Origin of the sequence: Pseudomonas sp. PAGU 2196 (assembly GCF_022179005.1) — a bacterium.
Taxonomy (GTDB): Bacteria; Pseudomonadota; Gammaproteobacteria; order Pseudomonadales; family Pseudomonadaceae; genus Aquipseudomonas; species Aquipseudomonas kermanshahensis.
In genome coordinates this window covers 138,313-163,821 of the sequence record NZ_BNTL01000003.1, presented here as the reverse complement: position 1 = coordinate 163,821, position 25,509 = coordinate 138,313, and the positions used below count along the sequence as shown (strand labels likewise).

The window sequence follows — 25,509 nt, the reverse complement described above, 5'->3', positions numbered from 1 at the left end:
CTGATATCAGCCTCTGAGAGCACAACACCGTGCTGCAAAATATTCGTGTTGTTCTGGTCAATACCAGCCACCCCGGCAACATCGGCGGCGCTGCACGTGCCATGAAAAACATGGGCTTGTCGCGCCTGGTGCTGGTGCAGCCGAAAGAGTTCCCTGCGGCCGAAGCCAGTGCACGTGCCTCCGGTGCCGACGATGTGCTGAGCAATGCCCAGGTCGTCGACAGCCTTGAGCAGGCGTTGGTCGGCTGTAACCTGGTCATGGGCACCAGTGCCCGCGAGCGCAGTATCCCTTGGCCGCTGATCGGCCCTCGCGAATGCGGGGCCAAGGCCGTGGAGCATGCGCTGGGCGGCGAGGAAATCGCCTTGGTGTTCGGGCGTGAACACGCCGGCCTGACCAACGAAGAACTGCAGCGATGTCACTTCCACGTGCACATTCCCTCGAACCCCGACTTCAGCTCGCTGAATCTGGCCGCCGCTGTCCAGGTGCTCTCTTATGAGGTGCGCATGGCTTGGCTGGCGGCTGAGGATGCACCGGCCAAAGTCGAGAAGGTCGACGCCAGCGAGCTGGCGACCATGGACGAGATGGAGCTGTTCTATGACCACCTGGAAAAGACCCTGGTGGACATCGGCTTCCTTGACCCCGAGAAACCCAAGCACCTGATGGCGCGCCTGCGCCGGTTGTATGGGCGAAGCTCGGTCGAGCGTCCGGAAATGAGCATTTTGCGCGGCATCCTCACCGAGACCCAGAAAGTGGCTCGGGGCGAACCGCATAAAAGGAAGGGCTGACAGATGTTCGAACGTCTGCGTGAAGATATTCAAAGCGTATTCCACCGTGACCCCGCCGCGCGCAATGCCTTCGAGGTACTGACCTGCTACCCAGGCATGCACGCCATCTGGCTGCACCGGTTGGGTAATGCCTTGTGGAAACGTGATTTCAAATGGCTGGCCCGGCTGGTGTCGAACTTCGGCCGGTGGATGACCGGGATCGAGATCCACCCCGGCGCCACCATCGGCCGCCGCTTCTTCATTGACCACGGCATGGGCATTGTCATCGGCGAGACCGCTGAGATTGGCGACGATGTCACCCTCTACCAGGGCGTCACTCTGGGCGGCACCAGCTGGAACAAAGGCAAGCGCCACCCAACCCTGGAAAACGGCGTGGTGGTAGGGGCGGGGGCCAAGGTACTGGGGCCGTTCACTGTCGGCGCCGGGGCCAAGATCGGCTCCAATGCGGTGGTGACCAAGGCTGTGCCGGCAGGGGCGACTGCCGTCGGTATCCCGGGGCGTATTATCGTCAAGAGCGAAGAGACCGAAGTCGAAGCCCGGCGCAAAGCCATGGCCGAGAAGATCGGCTTCGATGCCTACGGCGTCAGTGGCGACATGCCTGACCCGGTCGCGCGTGCCATCGGCCAGATGCTCGACCACCTGCAGGCGGTCGATGAGCGCCTGGAGGGCATGTGCGGTGCGCTGACCAAGATGGGTAGCGACTACTGCGCCAAGGAGTTGCCGGCGCTGCCGGAAGATGACTTCACCGAAGTTGCCCAGGTCGCCCAGCGCGACACTCAGTCGCATTGATCGCGCCGTGCTGAAATCATAGTGACATACGGGGCGTGTGCGCACGCCCCTCGTCTGCTACAATCGCGGCCGCCTCCCGATGCAAAACCCGACTAAAGCAGTAGGTCTTATAGTTGACTTAAATGCTCGGGAATCGCATACTCGCTCACATCCTGTAACTCCCGTGGTACCCAATAGCCATGCGACTGACTACCAAAGGCCGATACGCCGTGACAGCCATGCTTGACCTGGCGTTGCACGCGCAGCATGGGCCGGTGTCTTTGGCCGACATTTCCGAGCGCCAGGGCATTTCCCTCTCTTATCTGGAGCAGCTGTTCGCCAAGCTGCGCCGCAGCAGCCTGGTATCCAGTGTGCGCGGTCCAGGCGGTGGCTATCAGCTGTCGCGGGGCATGGAAACCATCCAGGTGGCCCAGGTCATCGACGCGGTCAACGAATCGGTCGATGCCACCCGTTGCCAAGGCCTTGGGGATTGCCATGCCGGTGACACCTGCCTGACCCACCACTTGTGGTGCGATCTCAGCCAGCAGATCCATGAATTCCTCAGCGGCATCAGCCTGGCCGACCTCGTCAAGCGCCGTGAGGTGCAGGAAGTCGCCCAGCGCCAGGACCTGCGTCGTGTCGCAGGCCGATCCGCCCAGTTGGACAAGATTGAGACGTCCGCCGTCGACTGACCGTTATGACAGCGACGAGCGACGCCACCGCCTGATAGGAGATATCCATGAAGTTGCCGATCTACCTCGATTACTCCGCGACCACCCCGGTCGATCCCCGCGTCGCCCAGAAGATGGCTGACTGCCTGCTGGTCGACGGGAACTTCGGTAACCCGGCTTCGCGCTCCCACGTATTCGGCTGGAAAGCCGAAGAAGCGGTCGAGAACGGTCGTCGCCAGGTCGCCGAGCTGATCAACGCCGATCCGCGCGAAATCGTCTGGACCAGCGGTGCCACCGAGTCCGACAACCTCGCACTCAAAGGTGTCGCGCACTTCTATCAGACCAAGGGCAAGCACATCATCACCTCCAAGATCGAGCACAAGGCGGTCCTGGATACCGCTCGCCAGCTCGAGCGTGAAGGTTTCGAAGTCACCTACCTCGAGCCAGGCGAAGACGGCATTGTCACCCCGGCCATGGTCGAAGCCGTGCTGCGCGACGACACCATTCTGGTCTCGCTGATGCACGTCAACAACGAAGTCGGCTCGATCAACGACATCGCCGCCATCGGTGAGCTGACCCGCGCCCGCGGCGTGCTGTTCCACGTCGATGCCGCCCAGTCGGCCGGCAAGGTCGAAATCGACCTGCAAAAGCTGAAGGTTGACCTGATGTCGTTCTCGGCGCACAAGGTCTACGGCCCTAAAGGTATCGGCGCGCTGTACGTCAGCCGCAAGCCGCGTGTGCGTCTGGAAGCGATCATCCACGGTGGCGGCCATGAGCGCGGCATGCGTTCGGGCACCTTGCCGACTCACCAGATCGTCGGCATGGGCGAAGCCTTCGCCATTGCCAAGCAGGAAATGGCCAGCGAGAACGCTCGCATCAAGGCCCTGAGCGACCGCTTCTTCAAGCAGGTCTCGGACCTTGAAGAGCTGTACGTCAACGGCAGCCAGACTGCCCGCGTACCGCACAACCTGAACCTGAGCTTCAACTACGTCGAAGGCGAGTCGCTGCTGATGTCCCTGAAAGACATCGCCGTATCGTCCGGTTCGGCCTGTACCTCCGCTTCGCTCGAGCCGTCGTATGTACTGCGCGCTCTGGGCCGTAACGACGAGCTGGCGCACAGCTCGATCCGCTTCTCCTTCGGCCGCTTCACCACCGAAGAAGAAGTCGACTACGCCGCGCAGAAAGTCTGCGAGGCCGTTAACAAACTGCGTGAGCTGTCGCCGCTGTGGGACATGTACAAAGACGGCGTTGACATCTCCAAGATCGAGTGGGCCGCCCACTAAGCAGTCGCCGGCAAGAGCGGCTCCCTGATGAGGAAGGAATTGCACCATGGCATACAGTGAAAAGGTCATCGACCACTACGAAAACCCGCGCAACGTCGGCAAGATGAATGCCGAAGACCCGGACGTCGGTACCGGCATGGTCGGCGCGCCGGCCTGCGGTGACGTGATGCGTCTGCAGATTAAGGTCAACGAGCAGGGCGTCATCGAAGACGCCAAGTTCAAGACCTACGGCTGCGGTTCGGCTATCGCTTCCAGCTCCCTCGCCACCGAGTGGATGAAGGGCAAGACCCTGGACGAAGCCGAAACCATCAAGAACACCCAGCTGGCTGAAGAACTGGCGTTGCCGCCGGTCAAGATCCACTGCTCGGTACTCGCCGAGGATGCCATCAAGGCAGCCGTTCGCGATTACAAGCAGAAGAAAGGCTTGATCTAAGTCGCCTGTTGCGAGGTAAGGAGTTCTGATGGCTATCAGCATGACAGAAGCCGCCGCCAACCACGTGCGGCGTTCCCTGGAAGGGCGCGGCAAGGGTGAAGGCATTCGCCTGGCCGTACGTACCACCGGCTGCTCGGGCCTGGCCTATGTGCTGGAGTTCGTCGACGAAGTGGCGGGCGAAGACCAGGTATTCGAGAACCATGGCGTGAAGGTCATCATCGACCCGAAAAGCCTGGTGTACCTCGATGGCACCGAGCTCGACTTCGTCAAGGAAGGGTTGAACGAAGGCTTCAAGTTCAACAACCCCAACGTGCGCGGTGAGTGTGGCTGCGGCGAAAGCTTCAACGTCTGAGGCTGGCTGTGGGTACTCCTTGTCATTACGCTCTGTTTGATCTCCAGCCGTGCTTCCGGCTGGACCTCGACAAGCTGGCCACTCGCTACCGCGAGCTGGCCCGCGAGGTCCATCCTGACCGTTTTGCCGACGCTTCCGAGCGCGAGCAGCGGGTAGCCCTGGAGAAGTCCGCGGCTCTCAACGACGCCTACCAGACGCTGCGCAGTGCGCCGCGCCGAGCCCGCTACTTGCTGGCAATCGGTGGCCACGAAGTGCCCCAGGAAGTCACGGTCCATGACCCCGACTTCCTGCTGCAGCAGATGCAGTGGCGCGAAGAGCTCGAAGAGCTGCAGGACGAAGCCGACCTCGATGGTGTTGCCGTGTTCAAGAAGCGCCTCAAGGGTGCGCAGGACACGCTGAACGAGGATTTCGCCGCCTGCTGGGATGTGCCTGCCGAGCGCGAGAAGGCCGAACGCCTGATGCGCCGCATGCAGTTCCTCGACAAGCTCGCCCAAGAAGTGCGCCAACTGGAAGAGCGCCTCGACGATTAACCCGGCGTTGCCCGTGATGACGCCTAAGGTATTCAGATAAGCATGGCCCTACTGCAGATCGCCGAACCCGGTCAAAGCCCTCAACCGCACCAGCGCCGCCTGGCGGTGGGTATCGACCTGGGTACCACCAATTCACTGGTCGCTGCCGTTCGCAGCGGTCGCAGCGAGCCCCTGCCTGATGTGCAGGGTAATGTCATTTTGCCGTCTGCGGTGCGCTACCTCGAAGGGCGCAGCGAAGTCGGGCAGGCTGCGCGCGATGCCGCTTCCAGCGACCCTTTGAACACCGTGCTGTCGGTAAAGCGCCTGATGGGGCGCGGCCTGGCCGACGTCAAGCAGTTGGGCGAGCAGCTGCCGTACCGCTTCATTGGCGGTGAGTCGCACATGCCGTTCATCGACACCGTCCAAGGGCCGAAAAGCCCGGTGGAGGTGTCGGCCGACATCCTCAAGGTGCTGCGCGAACGCGCCGAGCAAACCCTCGGTGGCGACTTGGTGGGGGCGGTGATTACCGTGCCAGCCTATTTCGACGACGCCCAGCGCCAAGCGACCAAGGATGCCGCGCGCCTGGCCGGCCTCAATGTGTTGCGCCTGCTCAACGAGCCGACCGCAGCGGCCGTGGCCTATGGCCTGGACCAGAACGCCGAAGGCGTGGTGGCCATCTATGACCTGGGTGGCGGCACGTTCGATATTTCCATCCTGCGCCTGACGGCCGGCGTCTTCGAAGTCCTGGCCACCGGTGGCGACACCGCCCTGGGCGGCGATGATTTCGACCACGCGATTGCCGGTTGGATCATTGAACAGGCTGGGCTGTCTTCCGACCTCGACCCGGGTACCCAGCGCCAGCTGCTGCAGGCCGCCTGCGCCGCCAAGGAAGCCCTGACCGACGCCGACGAGGTCAGCGTCAGCCACGGTGCCTGGCAGGGTGAGCTCAGCCGGGCCGCCTTCGATGCCATGATCGAGCCGCTGATCGCTCGCAGCCTCAAAGCCTGCCGCCGCGCCGTGCGCGACAGCGGTGTCGAGCTGGAAGAGGTGGGTGCAGTGGTCATGGTCGGTGGTTCGACCCGCGTTCCACGTGTGCGTGACGCTGTTGGCACACTGTTCGGCCGTACCCCGTTGACCTCGATCGACCCTGATCAGGTGGTGGCCATCGGTGCTGCCATTCAGGCCGACACCCTGGCTGGCAACCGCCGCGAAGGTGGCGAGTTGCTGCTGCTCGACGTCATCCCGCTGTCCCTGGGCCTTGAGACCATGGGCGGATTGATGGAGAAGGTGATCCCGCGCAACACCACCATTCCGGTGGCGCGTGCGCAAGAGTTCACCACCTATAAAGATGGCCAGTCGGCCATGATGATTCACGTCCTGCAAGGCGAGCGCGAGCTGATCAGCGACTGCCGCTCGCTGGCGCGCTTCGAGCTGCGCGGCATCCCGGCCATGGTCGCCGGTGCGGCGAAAATCCGCGTGACCTTCCAGGTCGATGCCGATGGCCTGCTCAGCGTCGCTGCCCGCGAACTGGGCTCGGGCGTCGAAGCCAGCATTCAGGTCAAGCCGTCCTACGGCCTGACCGACGGCGAGATCGCCCGCATGCTCAAAGATTCGTTCGAGCACGCAGGCAGCGACAAGCAGGCCCGTCAGTTGCGTGAACACCAGGTTGACGGTGAGCGCCTGCTCGAAGCGGTACAGGGCGCCCTGGACGCCGATGGCGAGCGCCTGCTCAGCAGCGAAGAACGCGAAGCCATCGAATTCCAGATGCAAGAACTACGTGATTTGCTGACCGGCACCGATGGCCCCGCCATCGAGCAACAGACCAAGCGTCTGTCGCAGGTGACCGATGCATTTGCCGCCCGTCGCCTTGATTCGACGGTCAAAGCCGCACTGGCCGGGCGCAACCTGAATGAGATCGAGGAGTAACCGATGCCGCTGGTGACATTCCTGCCGCACGAGAAGTTTTGCCCGGAAGGGCTGACCGTGGAGGTCGAGCCTGGGACCAACATCCTGGAGCTGGCCCACGAGCATCACATCGAAATGGAAAGCGCTTGCGGTGGGGTCAAGGCCTGCACCACCTGTCACTGTATTGTTCGCAAAGGTTTCGACTCGCTGGAAGAAGCGGACGAGCTGGAAGAGGACATGCTGGACAAGGCCTGGGGCCTGGAAGCCCAGTCGCGCCTCGGCTGCCAGGTGGTCGTCGCCGACCAGGACCTGACCATCGAGATCCCCAAGTATTCGCTCAACCACGCTGCCGAAGCGCCCCACTGAGGATTTTTGCATGAGTCTGAAATGGGTTGATGTACTTGAGATCGCCATCCAGCTTGCAGAAAGCAAGCCGGACGTCGATCCTCGTTATGTGAATTTCGTCGATCTGCACCGCTGGGTGCTGGCATTGCCAGAGTTCAGCGACGATCCGTCACGCGGCGGTGAGAAAGTGCTCGAGGCCATCCAGGCGGCCTGGATTGATGAAGCCGACTAAGCGCGTCGCTGCAGGTTAGGCAATCCCCTGAAACCCGCGTATAATTCGCGGGTTTAATTTTTCGCAACACTCATATTTCTGGAGTTTTCCATGGCTGTTCAACGTACTTTCTCGATCATCAAGCCTGACGCAGTTGCCAAAAACGTCATCGGCAAGATCACCACTCGCTTCGAAGAAGCTGGCCTGAAAATCGTTGCCTCGAAAATCAAGCAACTGTCCAAAGCCGAAGCCGAAGGCTTCTACGCTGAGCACAGCGAGCGCGGCTTCTTCGGCGACCTGGTTGCCTTCATGACTTCCGGCCCGGTTGTTGTTCAGGTTCTGGAAGGCGAAAACGCCATCGCTCTGAACCGTGAGCTGATGGGCGCTACCAACCCTAAAGAAGCTGCTGCCGGCACCATCCGTGCTGACTTCGCCGAGTCGATCGACGCCAACGCCGTTCACGGTTCGGACTCCGAAGCTGCTGCTGCTCGCGAAATCGCTTACTTCTTCGCTGCTACCGAGGTAACCACTCGCTAAGCGAAAGCTTACGGGTGAGGGTGAATCCATGACGACATCTACTGGCAAAATCAACCTGTTGGGCCTGACCCAGCCGGAAATGGAACAATTCTTCGACTCTATAGGGGAGAAGCGCTTCCGTGCCGGCCAGGTGATGAAATGGATTCACCATTTTGGCGTCGATGATTTCGCCGCCATGACGAACGTCGGCAAGGCCTTGCGCGAAAAGCTCGAGGCTGTTGCCGAAATTCGCCCACCGGAAGTGGTCAGTGAAGACATTTCCGCCGACGGCACCCGTAAATGGGTGATCCGCGTTGCCTCTGGCAGCTGCGTCGAGACCGTCTACATTCCTACCGACGACCGCGGCACGCTGTGCGTATCGTCGCAAGCCGGCTGCGCCCTGGACTGCAGTTTCTGCTCCACCGGCAAGCAAGGCTTCAACAGCAACCTCACCGCCGCCGAAGTGATTGGCCAGGTGTGGCTTGCCAACAAATCTTTCGGGACCGTCCCGGCTAAAGTCGACCGCGCGATTACCAACGTGGTCATGATGGGCATGGGCGAGCCTTTGCTGAACTTCGACAATGTCATCGCCGCCATGAAGATCATGATGGATGATCTGGGCTATGGCATTTCCAAGCGTCGCGTCACCTTGTCCACCTCGGGCGTGGTGCCGATGATTGACGAACTGGCCAAGCACATCGACGTGTCGCTGGCCCTGTCGCTGCACGCGCCGAACGACGAGCTGCGTAACCAGCTGGTGCCGATCAACAAGAAGTACCCGCTGAAGGTGCTGCTGGAGTCGTGCATGGGCTACATGGCCACCCTGGGTGGCAAGCGCGTGTTGACGGTCGAGTACACCCTGCTCAAGGACGTGAACGACCAGCCTGAACATGCCGCGCAGATGATCGAACTGCTGCGCGACGTACCCTGCAAGATCAACCTGATACCGTTCAACCCGTTCCCGCATTCCGGTTACGAGCGGCCGAGCAACAACGCCATCCGCCGCTTCCAGGACCTGCTCCACCACGGTGGTTTCAACGTCACCACCCGTACCACCCGTGGCGAAGACATCGACGCCGCCTGTGGTCAGCTGGTCGGCCAGGTCAACGACCGCACCCGCCGCAGTGAGCGCTACATCGCCGTGCGCCAGCTCTCTGCCGACGCCGAGCTGCAAGACAGCGCTGCGCGCCACTGACCGAGAACTCGCCATGACCCTGCGCGCCGCGCTGTCGATCCTTGCGCTTTTGCTGCTGGCCGGCTGCGTGTCGGGCGGCGCGGGTGACCCGCTGGCCAGCCGCCAAGGGCGGCAAGAGGCGGGCAGGGCGTATGTGCAGTTGGGGCTTGGTTATTTGCAACAAGGCTTGACCGAACAGGCCAAGGCCCCGCTGGGCAAGGCGCTTGCCCTGGACGCCAGCGATGCCGGCGCGCATGCGGCGCTGGCGCTGGTGTTTCAGGCTGAAGGTGAGCCGGCCCTGGCCGAGCAGCACTTTCAAAAAGCCCTGCAGGCACGCCCAGGCGATACGCGAATTCGCAACAACTACGGCAGTTTCCTTTATGCTCAGGGGCGATTTGCCGAGGCCAAGCAGATGTTTCGCCTGGCCAGTGCCGATACCCTGTATCCTGAACGCTCACGCGTGTACGAGAACCTTGGCTTGACCGCCCTGAAGCTCGAGCGTCTAGACCAGGCGCACGCCTATCTGCTCAAAGCGTTGCAACTCAACCCACGGCAACCCAAGGCGTTGCTGGAAATGGCTGAGTTGTCCTACGAAAACAGGCATTATGTGCCGTCCCTGGACTACTACGATCGTTTCAGCCAGTTGAGCGACCACGACGCCCGTAGCCTCCTGCTGGGCAGCCGCCTTGCCCGGGTGTTCGACGAGCAGGGCACATTGGCCAATTTGGGCCAGCAATTACAACGACTTTATCCCGGTACGCCGGAATATCAGCAATACCTGTCGGAGCAACGATGAACGCCGCGCATCCCGAAGTAGCCGTAGCGCCTGGCCAGAACCCCGGTGAGCTTTTGCGTCAGGCCCGTGAGAAGCGGGACTGGTCACAAGCCGAGGTGGCCCGCAAGCTCAACCTCACTGTCAGTTCGTTGAACCACGTTGAAACCGGCGCCTTCGACAAGTTGCCCGGGCACACGTTCGCCCGTGGCTATATCCGCGCCTACGCCAAACTGATGGACCTGGACCAAGCCACGCTGGTCGAGGCCTTCGACCGTTACACCGGCACCCACGCCAAAGGCAGCGAAGTGCATTCGCTGGGCCGCATCGAAGAGCCTGTACGCCTCTCGCATAACATCCTGCGCGGCGTCAGCCTGTTGCTGCTGGTGGCGGTAGTCGGTGGTGGCTTCGTCTGGTGGCAGGACCAAGGCAGCCTGCGTGGCAAGGACCTGGCCAAGATCGCCCTGGAGCACGTCGAAGTCGAGAGCGCCGACGGCACCACACAGATTCACCCGCTGGACGAGCCTGAAGACCAGGCCGTGAGCGCCGGCCAGCAACCCGAGAGCGCCCCGTTGCCGCTGGAGCAGCCCGCAGGTGAACAGTCGGCCGCCGCTGCCGAGCAAGCACCCGCCAGCGCTGCGCAGCCCCCTGCAGCAACCGTAATACCAACCCCCGCTCAGCAGCCCCAAGCGGCCGCCGCAGCCACTGCGCCAACGCCTGCGCCTGCTCCGGCAGCGCCAGCTGCAACCGCGCCCGTGGCTGCCGCGCCCGCTGCCACTGTGCCCGCCGCGCCCGTCGCAGTGCCGGCCGGTAGCGCCAGTGTCTCGATTCAGTTCAGCGCCAATTGCTGGACCCAAGTCAACGACGGTAATGGCAAGGTGCTGTTCAGCGGCGTCAAGCGCAAGGGTGACAACCTCGAGCTGACCGGCAAGCCGCCGTTCGCGGTACGCCTGGGCTTTGCCCGTGGCGCGCAGGTCAGCTACAACGGCCAGGCCGTCGATGTTGCTCCGTTTACAAGCGGCGAGACTGCTCGCCTGAAGTTGGGACAGTAAGTCATGCACGGCGAATCTCCGATCAAACGTCGCGAATCCCGCAAAATCTGGGTCGGCAATGTGCCGGTGGGTGGTGATGCGCCCATCGCGGTACAAAGCATGACCAACACCGACACCAACGATGTCGATGCCACCGTCGGGCAGATCCAGCGCCTGGTGGATGCCGGTGTCGACATCGTGCGTGTCTCGGTGCCAGACATGGACGCCGCCGAGGCCTTCGGCCGCATCAAGCAACGGGTCAGCGTTCCGCTGGTTGCTGACATTCACTTCGACTACAAGATCGCCTTGCGTGTGGCCGAACTGGGCGTCGACTGCCTGCGCATCAACCCGGGCAATATCGGCCGTGAAGACCGTGTGCGTGCCGTGGTCGATGCGGCCCGCGACCGCGGTATCCCGATCCGTATCGGCGTCAACGCAGGCTCCCTGGAAAAGGACCTGCAGAAGAAGTACGGCGAACCGACCCCAGCCGCGCTGGTCGAGTCGGCGCTGCGCCATGTCGAGCACCTGGACCGCCTGGACTTCCAGGACTTCAAAGTCAGCGTCAAGGCCTCCGACGTGTTCATGGCCGTCGAAGCCTACCGCTTGTTGGCCAAGCAGATCATCCAGCCCCTGCACCTGGGCATCACCGAAGCCGGTGGCCTGCGCTCGGGGACAGTGAAATCCGCCGTCGGCCTCGGTATGCTGCTGGCCGAAGGCATCGGCGATACCATTCGTATCTCGCTGGCTGCTGACCCGGTCGAGGAAGTGAAAGTCGGTTACGACATCCTCAAGTCGCTGCACCTGCGTTCGCGTGGCATCAACTTCATCGCCTGCCCAAGCTGCTCGCGGCAGAACTTCGATGTGGTCAAGACCATGAACGAGCTGGAAGGGCGCCTGGAAGACCTGTTGGTGCCGCTGGACGTCGCGGTGATCGGTTGCGTGGTCAACGGCCCGGGCGAAGCCAAGGAAGCCCACGTAGGGCTGACCGGCGGCACGCCGAACCTGATCTACATCGACGGCAAGCCGGCGCAGAAGCTGACCAATGACAACCTGGTCGATGAGCTCGAAAAGCTCATCCGCCAGAAAGCGGCCGAAAAGGTCGAAGCCGACGCGGCGCTGATCGCCCGTGGCTGACATACAGAATTCGTAAGGACTTTTCGTGAGCAAATCGCTGCAAGCCATCCGTGGCATGAACGACATCCTGCCTGAACAGTCGCCACTGTGGCGCTACTTCGAGGGCACCGTGGCCGGCCTGCTGGACACCTACGGGTACAGCCAGATCCGCACACCGATCGTCGAGTTCACCGAGCTGTTCAAGCGCTCCATCGGTGAAGTGACCGACATCGTCGAAAAAGAGATGTACACCTTCGAGGACCGCAACGGCGATTCGCTCACCCTGCGCCCCGAAGGCACTGCCGCCTGTGTGCGTGCCGTGCTGGAACATGGCATCACCGGCAACGGCCAGGTGCAGAAACTGTGGTACATCGGCCAGATGTTCCGCCACGAGCGCCCGCAAAAGGGCCGCTACCGCCAGTTCCACCAGATCGGCGTGGAAGTGTTCAACCTTGACGGGCCGGACATCGACGCCGAGCTGATCATGCTGACCTGGCGCCTGTGGGGCCTGCTGGGCATCCAGGACGCGGTCAAGCTCGAGCTCAACAGCCTGGGTACCAGCGAAGCCCGTGCCCGCTACCGTGATGCGCTGGTCGAGTTCCTCTCGGCACGCCTCGAGCAGCTGGACGAAGACAGCCAGCGCCGCCTGAAGAGCAACCCGCTGCGCATCCTCGACAGCAAGGACCAGAACACCCAGGCGGTGCTGGTTGGCGCGCCGAAGCTCGAAGATTACCTGGACGAAGAATCCCGCGTGCACTTCGAGGGCCTCAAGGCCCGTCTGGATGCTGCCGGTATTCCGTTCGTGATCAACACCAAGCTGGTGCGTGGCCTGGACTACTACAGCAAGACCGTGTTCGAGTGGGTCACCGACAAACTCGGCGCCCAGGGCACTGTCTGCGCCGGTGGCCGCTACGACGGCCTGGTCGAGCAGATGGGCGGCAAGCCGACCACCGGCGTTGGTTTCGCCATGGGTATCGAGCGCCTGATTCTGCTGCTGGAGACCCTGGGCAAGGTGCCCGAGTCGATCAGCCGTCAGGTCGACGTCTACCTCTGCGCCTTCGGCGAACAGGCCGAGCTGGCTGGCCTGCGCCTGTCCGAACGCCTGCGTGATCGTCTGCCAGGCCTGCGCCTGGTGGTCAACGCCGGGGGTGGCAGCTTCAAGAGCCAGTTCAAGAAAGCCGACAAGAGCGGCGCGCTGTTCGCCCTGATTCTTGGCGACGACGAGCTGGCCCAGCAAGCGATCGGCTTCAAGCCCCTGCGTGGTCAGGGCGAACAACAGAACATTGCCTGGGATGCTCTGGCTGAGCACCTGGAAACCGCGGTCGCACAGGCGTAACGCGGTCCAACAAGCGAATAGGCGAAAAGGAGTATTGGGGTGTCGAGTACCGATGATGATGACCTGGCAGGGGTCAAGGACTGGTGGAACCGCAACGGCAAGCCGCTGCTGACGGGCGCGTTGCTGGCCGGTGTGGTGGTACTGGGCTGGAATACCTGGCACAAGTACCAGAACAACCAGTCGCAAGGTGCCTCGCAGCTGTACCAGGCTTTGCTTGAAACCAGCCTGACGCCGAGTGGCCAGCCTGACGCAACCAAGGTCGCGGAACTGGCCGGCAAGCTCAAGAGCGAGTTCGGTGGTACCGCCTACGCCCAGTACGGCAGCCTGTTCGTGGCCAAGGTCGCGGTCGAGAGCGGCAAGCTCGACGACGCTGCTGCCGAGCTCAAAGCTGTGTTGGACAAGCCAGCCGATGCCACCCTGGGCGAGATCTCGCGCCAGCGCCTGGCCCGTGTACTGGCTGCCCAGGACAAGGCCGAAGAGGCACTCAAGCTGCTCGACGGCGACGCCGACAAGGCGTTCCTGGCCAGCCGCGAAGAATTGAAGGGTGACCTGCTGGTGCAGCTGGGTCGCGCCGACGATGCTCACAGCGCTTATGAGAAAGCCAAGGCCTCGCTGTCGGATGAAGCAGCGGTCGGTGGCCTGCAACTGAAGCTGGATGACTTGGCCAAAGGGGACGCGTGACGTGATCGGTTGGAAACAAGCAGCAGTGCTGACCCTGGCCGTACTGGCCGCGGGTTGCAGCAGCAACAGCAAGAAGGAACTGCCCCCGGCCGAGCTGACCAAGTTCACCGAGGAAGTGGTACTGAAGAAGCAGTGGAGCCGCTCGATCGGTGACGGCCAGGGCGAGACGTACAACACCCTGGTACCGGCCATCGAAAACGACCGTATCTACGCCTCCGACGTCAACGGCGAAGTCTTCGCCCTCGACCGTATCACCGGCGACGTGGTGTGGAAAAAAGACCTGGACCTGCAAGTGTCGGGCGCTGTCGGCGTGGGTTACGGGCTGGTCATGCTCGGCACCCTCAAAGGCGAAGTCATCGCGCTGGACTCCAGCACCGGTGAAGAGCGCTGGCGTTCGCGCGTGACCAGTGAAGTGCTGGCACCGCCCGCCAACAACGGCGACGTGGTGGTAGTGCAGACCCAGGACGACCGCCTGATCGGCCTCGATGCCGCGACCGGCGACCGCCGCTGGATCTACGAAAACACCCCGGCCGTACTGACCCTGCGCGGCACTGGTGCACCGATCGCGACCAACCGCCTGGCGGTTGCCGGCCTGTCTACCGGTAAAGTGATCGCGGTGGATATCAACAACGGCGTGCCAGTGTGGGAGAGCCGTGTGGCCATCCCGCAGGGGCGTTCCGAGTTGGACCGCGTGGTAGATATCGACGGCGGCTTGCTGCTGTCCGGTGGTACCCTGTACGTCAGCACCTACCAGGGCCGCGTAGCGGGCCTGGACCTGGAAAGCGGCCGCGTGCTGTGGCAGCGTGATGCGTCCAGCTACGTGGGTGTCGCCCAGGGTTACGGTAACGTCTATGTCAGCGAAGCCTCGGGTACCGTTGAAAGCGTCGACGAGCGCTCTTCCAGCGCCCTGTGGACCAACGATTCCATGGCTCGCCGTCAGCTGTCGGCACCGGAAGTGTTCTCCAGCTACGTGGCTGTCGGGGACTTCGAGGGTTACCTGCACCTGCTCAGCCAGGTCGATGGTCGCTTCGTCGGCCGTGAACGAATCGACAGCGATGGCCTGCGCGCCCGGCCCCTGGTGGTCGGCGACACCATCTACGTCTTCGGCAACAGCGGCAAGCTCGAGGCACTGACCGTCCGCTGAAGCTAAGCTCAAGACCGCCAACGGTCTTGAGCCGCGGTGTAGGAAACGCCGCACAAACTCCGGCCGCTGCCTTGCAGCGGCCTTTGCATTTTCAAGAATTCAAGAGTGGAGAGCCGCATGGTTCCCGTAATCGCCCTGGTGGGACGGCCGAACGTCGGCAAATCCACCATGTTCAACCGCCTGACCAAGACCCGCGATGCCATCGTCGGTGACCTGTCGGGCCTGACCCGTGACCGCCAGTATGGTGATGCCTCCTGGCAGGGTCGTTCTTTCATCCTGATCGACACCGGTGGTATCACCGGTGACGAAGTGGGCATGGACGAGAAAATGGCCGAGCAGTCGCTCATGGCCATCGAAGAAGCCGACTATGTGCTGTTCCTGGTCGATGCCCGTGCGGGCATGACCGCAGCCGACCAGATGATTGCCGAGCACCTGCGCAAGCGGAACAAGTCGGCGATTCTGGTTGCCAACAAGATCGACAACATCGACCCCGACGTTGCGCGCGCCGAGTTCTCGCCGATGGGCATGGGCAACGCCATTCCGGTGGCGGGCTCCCAGGGCCGTGGTATCAACGCCCTGATGGAAGCCGTGCTCGGGCACCTGCCGCGTGATGCCGAGGACGAAGCCCTCGACCAGGACGTCGCCGAAGGCGAGGAAGCCGCGCGCATTCCAGGCCCAAGCGAAAAAGATGGCATCAAGATTGCCATCATCGGCCGCCCGAACGTCGGCAAGTCGACCCTGGTCAACCGCATGCTCGGCGAAGAGCGCGTGGTGGTCTACGACGAGCCGGGCACCACCCGAGACAGTATCTACATCCCGTTCGAGCGCGATGGCGACAAGTACACCTTCATCGACACCGCCGGGGTGCGCAAGCGCGGCAAGATCCACGAGGAAGTCGAGAAGTTCTCGGTGGTCAAGACGCTGCAGGCGATCAAAGACGCCAACGTGGTCATCTTCGTCATGGATGCCCGCGAAGGTGTGGTCGACCACGACCTGAACCTGCTGGGCTTTGCCCTCGAAGCCGGCCGCGCCATCGTCATCGCCCTGAACAAGTGGGATGGCATGGAGCCGGGTGAGCGCGCCTACGTGAAGACCGAGCTGGAACGCCGGCTGTTCTTCGTCGATTTCGCCGACATCCACTTCATTTCCGCGCTTCACGGCACGGGCGTGGGCAACCTGTACAAGTCGGTACAGGCCGCGTTCACGTCGGCGGTCACCCGTTGGCCAACCAGCCGCCTGACGCAGATCCTCGAAGATGCGGTCAGCGAGCACCAGCCGCCGTTGGTCAATGGCCGCCGCATCAAGCTGCGTTATGCCCACCTGGGCGGCGCCAACCCGCCGTTGATCGTGATCCACGGCAACCAGACCGAGAGCATTCCCAAGTCGTACTCGCGTTACCTGGAAAACACCTACCGCCGCGTACTGAAACTGGTCGGTACGCCGATCCGCATCGAGTACAAAGGCGGTGAGAACCCGTACGAGGGCAAGAAAAACACCCTCACCGATCGCCAGGTCAACAAGAAGCGCCGCTTGATGTCGCACCACAAGAAGGCCGAGAAGAAGCGCCGCGACAAGCGCTGATCAACTCCATGTGGGAGCGGGCTTGCCCCGCGAAGCAGGCAACGCGATGGATGGCACGGGCTTTGCCCGTGTTCGCGGGGCCAGCCCGCTCCCACAGGGTCTCTTGATCCAACGCAATCCCCTATTGTTTCAACCTTTTTCCTGACTGCTCGATCCGCTATGCTCGGACTCCACCCCGTGCCGGATAAACCCCAGGAAAGAGGGCTCCATGATCCGCAGCAAACTGCCGAATGTCGGCACGACCATCTTCACCACCATGTCCCAGCTCGCCGTGCAGACCGGTGCGCTTAACCTTTCCCAAGGCTTCCCCGACTTCAACGGCCCGCAGGCGTTGCTCGATGCAGTGGGCCGGCATGTGGCCGCCGGGCATAACCAGTACGCGCCAATGACTGGCCTGCCGGCCCTGCGCCAGCAGGTAGCGGCCAAGGTCGCACGGTTGTATGGCGCACAGGTCGATGCCGATCACGAAGTGACCATCACCCCAGGTGCCACCGAGGCAATCTTTTGCGCCATTCAGGCGGTGATCCAGGCCGGTGACGAAGTCATCGTCTTCGACCCGTGCTATGACAGCTACGAGCCGTCGGTGGAGCTGGCCGGTGGCCGTTGTGTGCATGTGCAACTGAGCGACGGCGACTTCCGCATCGACTGGCAGCGGTTCAGCGATGCCCTCAGCCCGCGTACACGCATGGTCATTCTCAACTCGCCGCACAACCCCAGCGGCGCACTGATTACCCGTGAAGACCTGGACCAGCTGGCGCAGCTGATCGCTGATCGCGATATCTACCTGATCAGCGACGAAGTCTACGAGCACCTGGTGTATGACGGCGTACGCCACGCCAGCGTGCTGGCCCATGCCGAGCTCTATAACCGTGCCTTCGTGGTCAGTTCGTTCGGCAAGACCTACCATGTGACCGGTTGGAAAACCGGCTACGTGATCGCGCCACCGGCCCTGAGCGCCGAGCTGCGCAAGGTGCACCAGTACGTCAATTTCTGCGGCGTCACGCCGTTGCAGTGCGCGCTGGCCGACTTCATGGCCGAGCACCCCGAGCACCTCGATGAACTGCCAGGCTTCTACCAGGCCAAGCGCGACCTGTTCTGCGATTTGCTCGAAGGTTCGCGCTTCAGTTTCCGCCGCACGGCCGGCACGTATTTCCAGCTGGTGGACTATTCGCAGATCCGCCCGGACCTGAACGATGTCGAGATGTCGTTGTGGCTGACCCGTGAGCACGGCGTGGCGACCATTCCGGTGTCGGTGTTCTACCAGCAACCCATCCCCGAGCAACGCCTGGTGCGCCTGTGCTTTGCCAAACGTGAGGAGACGCTGCGTCAGGCGGCGGAAAAACTATGCGCGATCTGAGTACACTGCCCGACCTGAAAATCGCCTTGGTGCAGACCACCCTGGCCTGGCACGACCGCGAGGCCAATTATGCGCACTTCGAGGAACTGCTGAAGCAAGTGGGTGAGGTGGACCTGGTGATCCTGCCAGAGATGTTCACCACCGGCTTCTCGATGCAGTCCGAAAGCCTGGCCGAGCCCGAGAACGGCCCGACCTACAAATGGCTCAAGGCCCAGGCGAAGAAGTACAACGCGGTGATCACCGGCAGCGTGATCATCCAGGCCGCCGATGGCAGCCACCGTAATCGCCTGCTGTGGGCGCGCCCGGACGGTGAGATCTTGCACTACGACAAGCGCCACTTGTTCCGCATGGCGGGCGAGCACAAGCATTACACCCCCGGCGAGCGTCAGGTGCAGTTCGAGATCAAGGGCTGGCGGGTGCGCCCGTTGATCTGCTACGACCTGCGCTTCCCGGTGTGGAGCCGTGATGCCCAGGACACCGACCTGTTGCTGTACACCGCCAACTGGCCGGCGGCGCGCCGCCAGCACTGGAACCGACTGCTGCCGGCGCGGGGCATCGAGAACCTGTGCTTTGTCGCGGCGGTGAACCGCGTGGGCACCGATGGCAAAGGCTTCGCCTATTCCGGTGACAGCCAGGTGCTGGACTTCCAGGGCGAGAGCCTGCTCAGTGCTGGCGAAGCGGACGGGGTGTTCACGGTGGTGTTGAGAGCGGCGGAGCTGGCCGCGTACCGGGCCAAGTTCCCGGCGAACCTGGATGCCGATACCTTCGAGTTGCACTAACAGCCTGCACTGGCCCTTTCGCAGCACAAGGCTGCTCCTACACGTTATGCGCTACACCTGTAGGAGCAGCCTTGTGCTGCGAAAGGGCCAGATGCCTTTACATCAATATCTGATCAGTACACATCCCGCCGATACCGCCCATCCTCGATCAGTTGCTGTACAACGACTTCTCCAAGCATGCCCTTGAGCGCCGCATCCACCCCGGCCGCCATGCCCTGCAAGCTGCCGCAGACATACACACAGGCGCCATCCGCCACCCAGCGTTTGAACGCTTCAGCCTGCTGCAGCAACACATCCTGCACATACACCTTCTCGGCCTGATCCCGCGAAAACGCCAGGTCCAGGCGTGCCAGGTCGCCGCTGTCGAGCCAGCCTTGCAGTTCGTTGCCGCACAGCAGGTCATGCGCGCGGTTACGTTCACCGAACAGCAGCCAATTGCGTTGTTCGCCCGCGTTGACCCGCGCGCGCAGCAGGCTGCGCAGGCCAGCCAGGCCAGTACCGTTGCCGATCAGAATCATCGGCACCGGTGACTCGGGCAGGTGGAAGCCACTGTTGCGGCGCAGGCGCACGCTCAGCAGGCCATTCACCGGCAGGTACTCGGTCAGCCAACCAGACCCCAGCCCGAGATTGCCATCCGGGTGACGTTCCTGGCGCACGATCAATTCCAATACACCGTCACTGGCGATCGACGCGATGGAGTATTCACGCGTGCCGATTGGTACCAGCGCATCGACCAGCGCCTGTGCGTGCAAGCCCACTAGCTGATCGCGCCGGCTGGGCAACTGACGGCTGGCCAGCGCCTGGCCCAAGGTTTCGCTCAGGCCGTCGAGCTGCACAGTTGCGTTGGCATCCAGGCCCAGGCCGTCGAGGAAGGCGTCGACCCGCGGCTGACCATTGCGCGGCAGGATTTCCACCAGGTCGCCGGCCTGCCAGCTTGCAGGCTCCTCGGGGCGCAGGCCGATCAGGTAGACCGGCAAGCCCTGGCTGCCCGGGTTCATCAACTCACGTTGCACCAGCGTCCAGTTGCCGAAACTCGGCGGCTGCCAGGCCGTGACCGGCTGGGCCCCCGTCAGCTGCGCCAGTGCCTGTTGCCATTGCTGCAGCGCTGCCTGGTCGGCGTTGTCCACCTCCACCGGGCTGAACGCCGTGCTGGCACCGCGTTCACCCAACCAGGCCTGCAGGCGACGGGCAAAGCCGCAGAAGTGCGGGTACTGGCGGTCGCCCAGCGCGAGCACGGCATAGTGCAGGTTGTTCAGCGCCCAGGGTTGGCCAAGCACCTTGCGCTCGAACGCGCGGGCGCTATCTGGCGCTTCGCCATCGCCGAAGGTACTGACCACGAACAAGGCACGACGGGCCTGGCGCAGGTCATCCTCGCCCAGCTCGGCCAAGGCGCGGACTTGCACCGGCAGGCCAGCCGCTTGCAATTGCCCGGCACTTTGCCAGGCCAGCTGTTCGGCGAAGCCGCTCTGGCTGGCAAAGCCGATCAGCCAGCTGTCGCTGCCAGCCTGGGTGCTGTCGACGCCGCCTCGGGCAGCGCGAACCTGGCGTTTCTTGCGGCGGCGGTCAAGGTACAGCAGCCAGCCGGTGACGAAGAACAGCGGCATGGTCAGGCTGGCGAGGGTGACGATGATTCGGCCCGGCAAGCCGAAGTATTCGCCCACGTGCAGGGCGTAAACGCTCTGCAGCAACTGCGCCTTGAAGGATTTGTCGGTGTAGCGGTCGTGGCTTTTCACCTGGCCGGTGGCCGGGTCGAGTACTAGCGTGTTGAACGCGCGCGGGTGCGCGGCATCGTCCAGCAGGTAGAACAGGTTGGCCGGCTGGCCACCCGCCGGTGGCAGGCGAAGGTTGTACATGGCCAGGCCCGGGCCTGCGGCCTCCTTGAGGTTGGCCCAGATGGCGTCGTAGTCGACCACCAGCGGCGGTGCGTTCTTGTCGACCTTCTGTGGCCCGTGGCGGCCACGGCCTTCGCCGCGTTTTTGCTGCTGGCCCGCTGCCGGCGCATCGGCCAGCAGCTTGTTCAGGCCTTCGCGATACCATTCATAGGACCAGAACAGGCCGGTGAGGGCGAACAGCAGGTAGAACAGCAGGCACCAGGTACCGGCCACGGCGTGCAGGTCCCAGTTGAAGGCGCGGCCTTTCTTGGCCCACTCGAAGGTCAGCCAGACCCGCCAGTTGAGCGCCTTGCGCGGCCAGCGCAGGTACAGGCCGGAGAGGCAGAAGAAGATCAGCATCAGGGTGCAGGCACCGGTGATCTGCCGGCCGCTGTCGCCCATGGCCAGGAACCGGTGCAGGTTGAGCATCAGGTTGAAGAAGTCCTGCCCGGCCACTTCACCCTTGAGCTCGCCGGTGTACGGGTCGGCATAACGCAGCTCGCCACGGCGCTGGCCCGGCGGCGGGGTGAAGAAGATCCGCGCAGCATTGCCTTCGTGCAGGTCCACCCACAGCATCGCGACCTTGTCGCCTCGCGCGGCCTCGACCCGCTGCACCAGTTCGGCGGGCGGCAACACGCCCTCGGGGCGTACTTCGACCTTCAGCACATCGGCATTGAAGGCCCGCAGCAGTTCTTCCTGAAACGACCAGATCGCCCCGGTGATGCCCATCAAGGCCAGCACCAGGCCAGCGGTGATGCCAAAGAACCAGTGCAATTGGAACAGCGTCTTCTTCACCACATCGATCACCTTGTGTAGCTGCCGCAGCCTGCGCGGTGTGCATTATGCCTTGGTACGCAAAAGCCCCGCTCACTGGAATGAACGGGGCTCCGGGGTGTTGCTTTAGAAGTGAACGCTGGTGGTCAGCAGCGCCGTCCGCCCAGCCGCCTGGTTGGCGAAGTGGGTAGAGAACGCCTTGTCGTAGTACACCTCGTTGGTCAGGTTCTGCACGTTCAACTGCAGGTCGACGTTCTTGGTCAGCTTGTAGGCGGCCATGGCGTCGTAGCGCACGTAGCTGTCAACCATGGTGGTGTTGGCCACGCTGCCGTACACGTCATCCACATAGAACGCGCCACCCCCGACGGTCAGCTTCGGCGTGATCGAATACGTGGTCCACAGGCTGGCGCTGTTGTTCGGTGTGTTCGGCAGCTGGTTGCCATCGTTAACCTTGCCCAGGGCGCCGCCATCGATCTGGCGCGCCTGCATGTAGGTGTAGCCGGCAAAGACCTGCCACTTGTCAGTGAGCTTGCCGCTGGCCGACAGCTCGATACCCTGCACGCGGGTTTCGCCGACGTTTTCGTAGGTGGTGGTGTCCACCTGAACGCGGGCGTTTTCCTTCTCGGTGCGGAACAGCGCGGCGGCCAGGGACAGGCGCTGGTCGAGCAGGTCCCACTTGGTGCCGATCTCGTAGTTGGTGGTTTCTTCCGGCTCCATGTCGCTGCTCAGCAGGTTGCCGGCGCGGTCGCTGGTGTTGCCCAGAGGGTTGCCTTCGGTGCCCTCGCCGAGCATCGCGCCGGGTGGCGTCGCGGAGGTGGCGTAGGAGACATAGATGCTGCCGTTTTCGGCCGGCTTCCAGACCAGGCCCAGTTGGCCGGTGACGAACTCGCTGGTATCACGGCCCTTGGAGGCCACGCCCTTGGCGTTGACCACGGTGGCGCCAGCGGCATCGTAGGTGCGGTACTGGGTGTCGAAGTGGTCGTAGCGCAGGCCCATGTTCAGCAGCCAGTCAGGCGTCAGCTCCAAGGTGTCGAAGACGTACAGGGCGCGGGTGTTGCTCTTGGTGTCGGTGCCGGCGTAGTTGCGCGAGATCGCGCCATTCCACGGATCATCCGGGTTCGGATTGCTCAACGAGGTGCAGTTGTAGCCGCTGTTGGCGCCGATCAGGCTTGGGTTGCACGTCGAGGTAGTGGAGCCCCCCGTGTTGGTATCAACGGTGTACGACGAACGCTTGCTCTCTTCCCGGCTCAGCTCGATGCCGGTGGAGAAGCTGTTCTTCATCCCACCCACATAGAACTCACCAAACAGGTCGGTCTGGTTAGTGGTGGTGGCGGTGTTGCCAACGCGGCTGTTGGCGCGGCGCCAGACGCTGCCGTTGTTGACGTTGCCCTTGCTGTCGTCAGGCTGGGTCAGGATGTAATCCTGCATGCTGTTGCCGTGACGCAGGGTGTTCTTGATGGTCAGCGCGTCGGTCAGGTCGTGCTCGATCGCGAAGGTGGCGATGTCGACGCGGCTCTTGCGGAAGTCGCGGCCGGTGAGGCCATAGAAGTTATCGCTGTCACCGCCATCGTACGGTTTGCTCGGGTGCGCCGAGGTACGGGCGCCGCTACCACCGGTAGGAATGGTGTACGGGATGCCGGAATCCGGCAGGTCGTCGCTTTCCAGGTGGTAGTAGTCGAGGTTGACGCGGGTCGGGGTGCCCAGGCCGAAAGCCAGGGACGGGGCGATGCCCCAGCGGTCGTAGTTGACCTTGTCGCGGCCGGCGACGTTGCTCTCGTGGGTCATCAGGTTGAGACGACCGGCCACTGTGTCGCTGAACTGGTAGTTGCCATCGAAGGTGTAGCGTTGGGTCTGGTCACTGCCCCAAGTCCAGGCGCCATCCAGCGAGTTGCCCAGGTGCGCGCGCTTGCTTACCAGGTTGATGGTGCCGCCCGCAGCGCCACGGCCGCCGATGGCCGAGTTCGGGCCCTTGGCCACTTCCACCGACTCGATGGCGAAGATCTCGCGGGTTTGCGCACCGGTATCGCGTACGCCGTCCAGGTAGGTGTCGCCCTGGGCATCGAAGCCGCGGATGAACGGCCGGTCACCTTGCGGGTTGCCGCCTTCACCGGCACCAAAGGTGATGCCAGGTACCGTGCGCAGGGCGTCCTGCAGGCTGAGGGCGTTGGTGTCCTTGATGACCTGCTGCGGGATCACCGTGACCGAGCGTGGGGTGTCTACCAGCGGCGCGGTGTACTTCTGCGATGAGGCCTTCTCGACCTTGTAGTCGGTGCTGGCTTGTTCGGCCTTGCCGTTGACGCTGGTGGCATCAAGGGTGACAGCGTTGTTGGCGGCAGGCTCGGCAGCGTAGGCGGTCGAAGCAGTGATGGCGACGCCGATGGCGGTCACGATCAGGCGTGGTGAACTCACAGCAGATGGCACGTAGTGACGCATTGGTAAGGACCTTCCCCAAGGTGATAAGGCGGCGGATCTTAATGTAAGCAATTGTGACTAACAATTGAGAGTAGTTACCATTCGTGAAGAATTTACAATCTTTACAGTTTGCCCTTACGGTTTTCAGTGGCTGAAACGTCTTAAGCGGCGAATGGGGCTTGTGGTATGTAAAAGGGAATCAATATCATTGACGCCTTTACATTTGCCCAGGTGCCGCCGCCATGCTGCTTCACATTCCCGGCCTGTTCGATGCCGACGAACTCACGCGTATCCGCGAGGCGCTGGAGCAGGCTGATTGGGCCGATGGTAAGGTCACTGCCGGGTATCAATCGGCCAAGGCCAAGCACAACCTGCAGTTGCCTGAAGGCCACCCGCTGGCCAAGGAACTGGGCAGCGCGCTGATCGACCGCCTGTGGAACACGCCGCGCTTCATGTCGGCAGCGCTGCCGCACAAGGTGTTTCCACCGCTGATCAACTGCTACCGCGAAGGCGGCAACTTCGGCTTCCACATCGACAATGCATTGCGCCAGCCCAAGGGCAGCCCGGAGCGCGTGCGTACCGACCTGTCCTCGACGCTGTTCCTCAGCGACCCGGACAGCTACGACGGCGGCGAACTGGTGATTCAGGACACTTACGGCGTGCAGCAGGTCAAGTTGGCAGCTGGCGACCTGGTGCTGTACCCCGGCACCAGCCTGCACAAGGTCAACCCGGTGACCCGCGGCCAGCGTTATGCGGCGTTTTTCTGGACGCAGAGCCTGGTACGCGAGGACAGCCAGCGTGCGCTGCTGTTCGAGATGGACAATGCCATCCAGCAACTCACCGCCGATGTGCCCGATCACCCATCGCTGCTGCAGTTGACGGGGACTTACCACAACCTGCTGCGCCGCTGGGCTGAGGTCTGAACCGTGTCATACCCGTTGCGTCGTGAAGAAGTGGTGGATGTTGCAGGGCTCAAGGCCATGCTCGAAGACAGCCCCGGCAAGGCGGCCCAGGCGATCCTGGCGGCAGCGGGGGAGGGGGTGGTCGAGGCGCAGTTGCTGCTGGGGCAGATTCTGCTGGATGGGCGCGGTATCGAGCAGGATGTAGACCTGGCCCGGCGCTGGTTCGCCATTGCCACGGAGGGAGGCAGTGTCATGGCCTGCAACATGCTGGGGCGTTGCCTGGAGCATGGCTGGGGCGGTGAAGCCAGCCTGACGCAGGCGGCCATTCACTATGCCCGGGCGGCAGACGCTGGGCTGGACTGGGGCCTATACAATTTGGGCAACCTGCTGGCCACCGGGCGCGGGGTGCCGGCCAACCAGGCCCAGGCGTTGGTCTGTTACGAGAAGGCCGCGCAGTTGGGGCATGCCAAGTCGATGAACCTGTACGGGCGTTACCTGGAGCAGGGCATTGCCACGGCGGCAAGCCCGGCGCGGGCGGTGCGCTGGTATCGGCGTTCAGCCGAGGCGGGGGACTTTCGCGGGATGTTCAGTTTGGCGATGGTGCTGGTCGAGCGGGGGCAACTGACTGAAGCCGGGCCTTGGCTGGAACGGGCGCGGGTTGAGGGGAATGTGAATTTCTTGCGCAGTGCGGTGGCTACATTGCACGGGGCTGGGCCGTTGCTGGCGGGGTATGCAGCAGGGTATGCCGAGGAACTCGAACAGCGCGGCGAATGATGTCTAGACTGCTGGCCTCTTCGCGGGGCA

At 62.9% G+C, this 25,509-nt stretch carries 25 protein-coding genes; 23 read left to right on the top strand and 2 right to left on the bottom strand.

From position 1 onward, the window contains the following. The first annotated feature begins 29 nt into the window (after positions 1 to 29). From trmJ to MFF34_RS04110, 21 genes are all read left to right on the top strand, one after another. Positions 30 to 785, top strand: coding sequence for a tRNA (cytosine(32)/uridine(32)-2'-O)-methyltransferase TrmJ (gene trmJ, locus MFF34_RS04210; protein ID WP_027595539.1), 756 nt, complete (start codon positions 30 to 32; stop codon positions 783 to 785). Positions 786 to 788: 3 nt separating this feature from the next. Continuing rightward, complete coding sequence (gene cysE, locus MFF34_RS04205; RefSeq protein WP_027595540.1) at positions 789 to 1,574, top strand: serine O-acetyltransferase; 786 nt, start codon at positions 789 to 791, stop codon at positions 1,572 to 1,574. Between the two features lie 179 nt (positions 1,575 to 1,753). Further along, the gene (gene iscR / locus MFF34_RS04200; protein ID WP_027595541.1) at positions 1,754 to 2,245 is read left to right on the top strand and encodes a Fe-S cluster assembly transcriptional regulator IscR; all 492 of its coding nucleotides are present in this window, start codon (positions 1,754 to 1,756) and stop codon (positions 2,243 to 2,245) included. Between the two features lie 47 nt (positions 2,246 to 2,292). Beyond that, positions 2,293 to 3,507: an IscS subfamily cysteine desulfurase gene (locus MFF34_RS04195; RefSeq protein WP_027595542.1), complete on the top strand. Its 1,215-nt coding sequence runs from the start codon at positions 2,293 to 2,295 to the stop codon at positions 3,505 to 3,507. A 46-nt stretch (positions 3,508 to 3,553) separates the two neighbouring features. After that, a complete protein-coding gene (iscU, locus tag MFF34_RS04190) occupies positions 3,554 to 3,940 on the top strand; it encodes a Fe-S cluster assembly scaffold IscU (RefSeq protein WP_003248539.1) in 387 nt (128 codons plus the stop codon). 28 nt (positions 3,941 to 3,968) lie between these two features. Beyond that, on the top strand, positions 3,969 to 4,292 hold the full coding sequence (gene iscA, locus MFF34_RS04185; protein ID WP_027595543.1) for an iron-sulfur cluster assembly protein IscA: 324 nt from the start codon (positions 3,969 to 3,971) through the stop codon (positions 4,290 to 4,292). Positions 4,293 to 4,300: 8 nt separating this feature from the next. Then, the gene (hscB, locus tag MFF34_RS04180; protein ID WP_027595544.1) at positions 4,301 to 4,822 is read left to right on the top strand and encodes a co-chaperone HscB; all 522 of its coding nucleotides are present in this window, start codon (positions 4,301 to 4,303) and stop codon (positions 4,820 to 4,822) included. Positions 4,823 to 4,864: 42 nt separating this feature from the next. After that, entirely contained in the window at positions 4,865 to 6,727 is a 1,863-nt protein-coding gene (gene hscA / locus MFF34_RS04175) for a Fe-S protein assembly chaperone HscA (protein WP_238210458.1), read from the top strand. Between the two features lie 3 nt (positions 6,728 to 6,730). Further along, on the top strand, positions 6,731 to 7,072 hold the full coding sequence (gene fdx / locus MFF34_RS04170; RefSeq protein WP_027595546.1) for an ISC system 2Fe-2S type ferredoxin: 342 nt from the start codon (positions 6,731 to 6,733) through the stop codon (positions 7,070 to 7,072). A 10-nt stretch (positions 7,073 to 7,082) separates the two neighbouring features. Further along, a complete protein-coding gene (iscX, locus tag MFF34_RS04165) occupies positions 7,083 to 7,283 on the top strand; it encodes a Fe-S cluster assembly protein IscX (protein ID WP_024762959.1) in 201 nt (66 codons plus the stop codon). Between the two features lie 90 nt (positions 7,284 to 7,373). Then, positions 7,374 to 7,799: a nucleoside-diphosphate kinase gene (gene ndk / locus MFF34_RS04160; RefSeq protein ID WP_012316140.1), complete on the top strand. Its 426-nt coding sequence runs from the start codon at positions 7,374 to 7,376 to the stop codon at positions 7,797 to 7,799. Positions 7,800 to 7,827: 28 nt separating this feature from the next. Further along, positions 7,828 to 8,973 (top strand): 23S rRNA (adenine(2503)-C(2))-methyltransferase RlmN, encoded by a 1,146-nt coding sequence (gene rlmN, locus MFF34_RS04155; RefSeq protein ID WP_027595547.1) that lies wholly within the window; start codon positions 7,828 to 7,830, stop codon positions 8,971 to 8,973. A gap of 13 nt (positions 8,974 to 8,986) precedes the next feature. Beyond that, positions 8,987 to 9,748, top strand: coding sequence for a type IV pilus biogenesis/stability protein PilW (pilW, locus tag MFF34_RS04150; RefSeq protein WP_238210456.1), 762 nt, complete (start codon positions 8,987 to 8,989; stop codon positions 9,746 to 9,748). Continuing rightward, on the top strand, positions 9,745 to 10,776 hold the full coding sequence (locus MFF34_RS04145) for a RodZ domain-containing protein (protein WP_238210443.1): 1,032 nt from the start codon (positions 9,745 to 9,747) through the stop codon (positions 10,774 to 10,776). The genes pilW and MFF34_RS04145 overlap by 4 nt, the downstream gene beginning before the upstream one ends. 3 nt (positions 10,777 to 10,779) lie before the next feature. Next, entirely contained in the window at positions 10,780 to 11,889 is a 1,110-nt protein-coding gene (gene ispG, locus MFF34_RS04140) for a flavodoxin-dependent (E)-4-hydroxy-3-methylbut-2-enyl-diphosphate synthase (protein ID WP_027595550.1), read from the top strand. Positions 11,890 to 11,914: 25 nt separating this feature from the next. Continuing rightward, positions 11,915 to 13,204 (top strand): histidine--tRNA ligase, encoded by a 1,290-nt coding sequence (hisS, locus tag MFF34_RS04135; protein WP_238210441.1) that lies wholly within the window; start codon positions 11,915 to 11,917, stop codon positions 13,202 to 13,204. A gap of 39 nt (positions 13,205 to 13,243) precedes the next feature. Further along, complete coding sequence (locus MFF34_RS04130) at positions 13,244 to 13,885, top strand: tetratricopeptide repeat protein (RefSeq protein ID WP_027595552.1); 642 nt, start codon at positions 13,244 to 13,246, stop codon at positions 13,883 to 13,885. A gap of 1 nt (position 13,886) precedes the next feature. After that, positions 13,887 to 15,029, top strand: a complete 1,143-nt coding sequence (gene bamB / locus MFF34_RS04125) for an outer membrane protein assembly factor BamB (protein WP_027595553.1) — start codon at positions 13,887 to 13,889, stop codon at positions 15,027 to 15,029. A 117-nt stretch (positions 15,030 to 15,146) separates the two neighbouring features. Beyond that, positions 15,147 to 16,610 carry a ribosome biogenesis GTPase Der gene (gene der, locus MFF34_RS04120; RefSeq protein WP_186675552.1) on the top strand — a complete coding sequence of 488 codons (1,464 nt, stop codon included), beginning with the start codon at positions 15,147 to 15,149 and terminating at the stop codon, positions 16,608 to 16,610. Between the two features lie 208 nt (positions 16,611 to 16,818). Beyond that, on the top strand, positions 16,819 to 17,967 hold the full coding sequence (locus MFF34_RS04115; protein ID WP_238210439.1) for a pyridoxal phosphate-dependent aminotransferase: 1,149 nt from the start codon (positions 16,819 to 16,821) through the stop codon (positions 17,965 to 17,967). Further along, positions 17,955 to 18,746, top strand: a complete 792-nt coding sequence (locus MFF34_RS04110; RefSeq protein ID WP_027595556.1) for an amidohydrolase — start codon at positions 17,955 to 17,957, stop codon at positions 18,744 to 18,746. The genes MFF34_RS04115 and MFF34_RS04110 overlap by 13 nt, the downstream gene beginning before the upstream one ends. Positions 18,747 to 18,859: 113 nt before the next feature. Here MFF34_RS04110 and MFF34_RS04105 read toward each other — a convergent pair whose 3' ends face one another. Next, on the bottom strand, positions 18,860 to 21,415 hold the full coding sequence (locus MFF34_RS04105) for a sulfite reductase flavoprotein subunit alpha (protein WP_238210437.1): 2,556 nt from the start codon (positions 21,413 to 21,415) through the stop codon (positions 18,860 to 18,862). A 102-nt stretch (positions 21,416 to 21,517) separates the two neighbouring features. Next, positions 21,518 to 23,824, bottom strand: coding sequence for a TonB-dependent siderophore receptor (locus MFF34_RS04100; protein ID WP_238210429.1), 2,307 nt, complete (start codon positions 23,822 to 23,824; stop codon positions 21,518 to 21,520). A gap of 221 nt (positions 23,825 to 24,045) precedes the next feature. Here MFF34_RS04100 and MFF34_RS04095 point away from each other — a divergent pair, with 221 nt between their 5' ends. Next, positions 24,046 to 24,726 carry a Fe2+-dependent dioxygenase gene (locus MFF34_RS04095; protein WP_027595559.1) on the top strand — a complete coding sequence of 227 codons (681 nt, stop codon included), beginning with the start codon at positions 24,046 to 24,048 and terminating at the stop codon, positions 24,724 to 24,726. Between the two features lie 3 nt (positions 24,727 to 24,729). Next, positions 24,730 to 25,479 carry a tetratricopeptide repeat protein gene (locus tag MFF34_RS04090; RefSeq protein WP_238210427.1) on the top strand — a complete coding sequence of 250 codons (750 nt, stop codon included), beginning with the start codon at positions 24,730 to 24,732 and terminating at the stop codon, positions 25,477 to 25,479. Positions 25,480 to 25,509 lie beyond the last annotated feature (30 nt).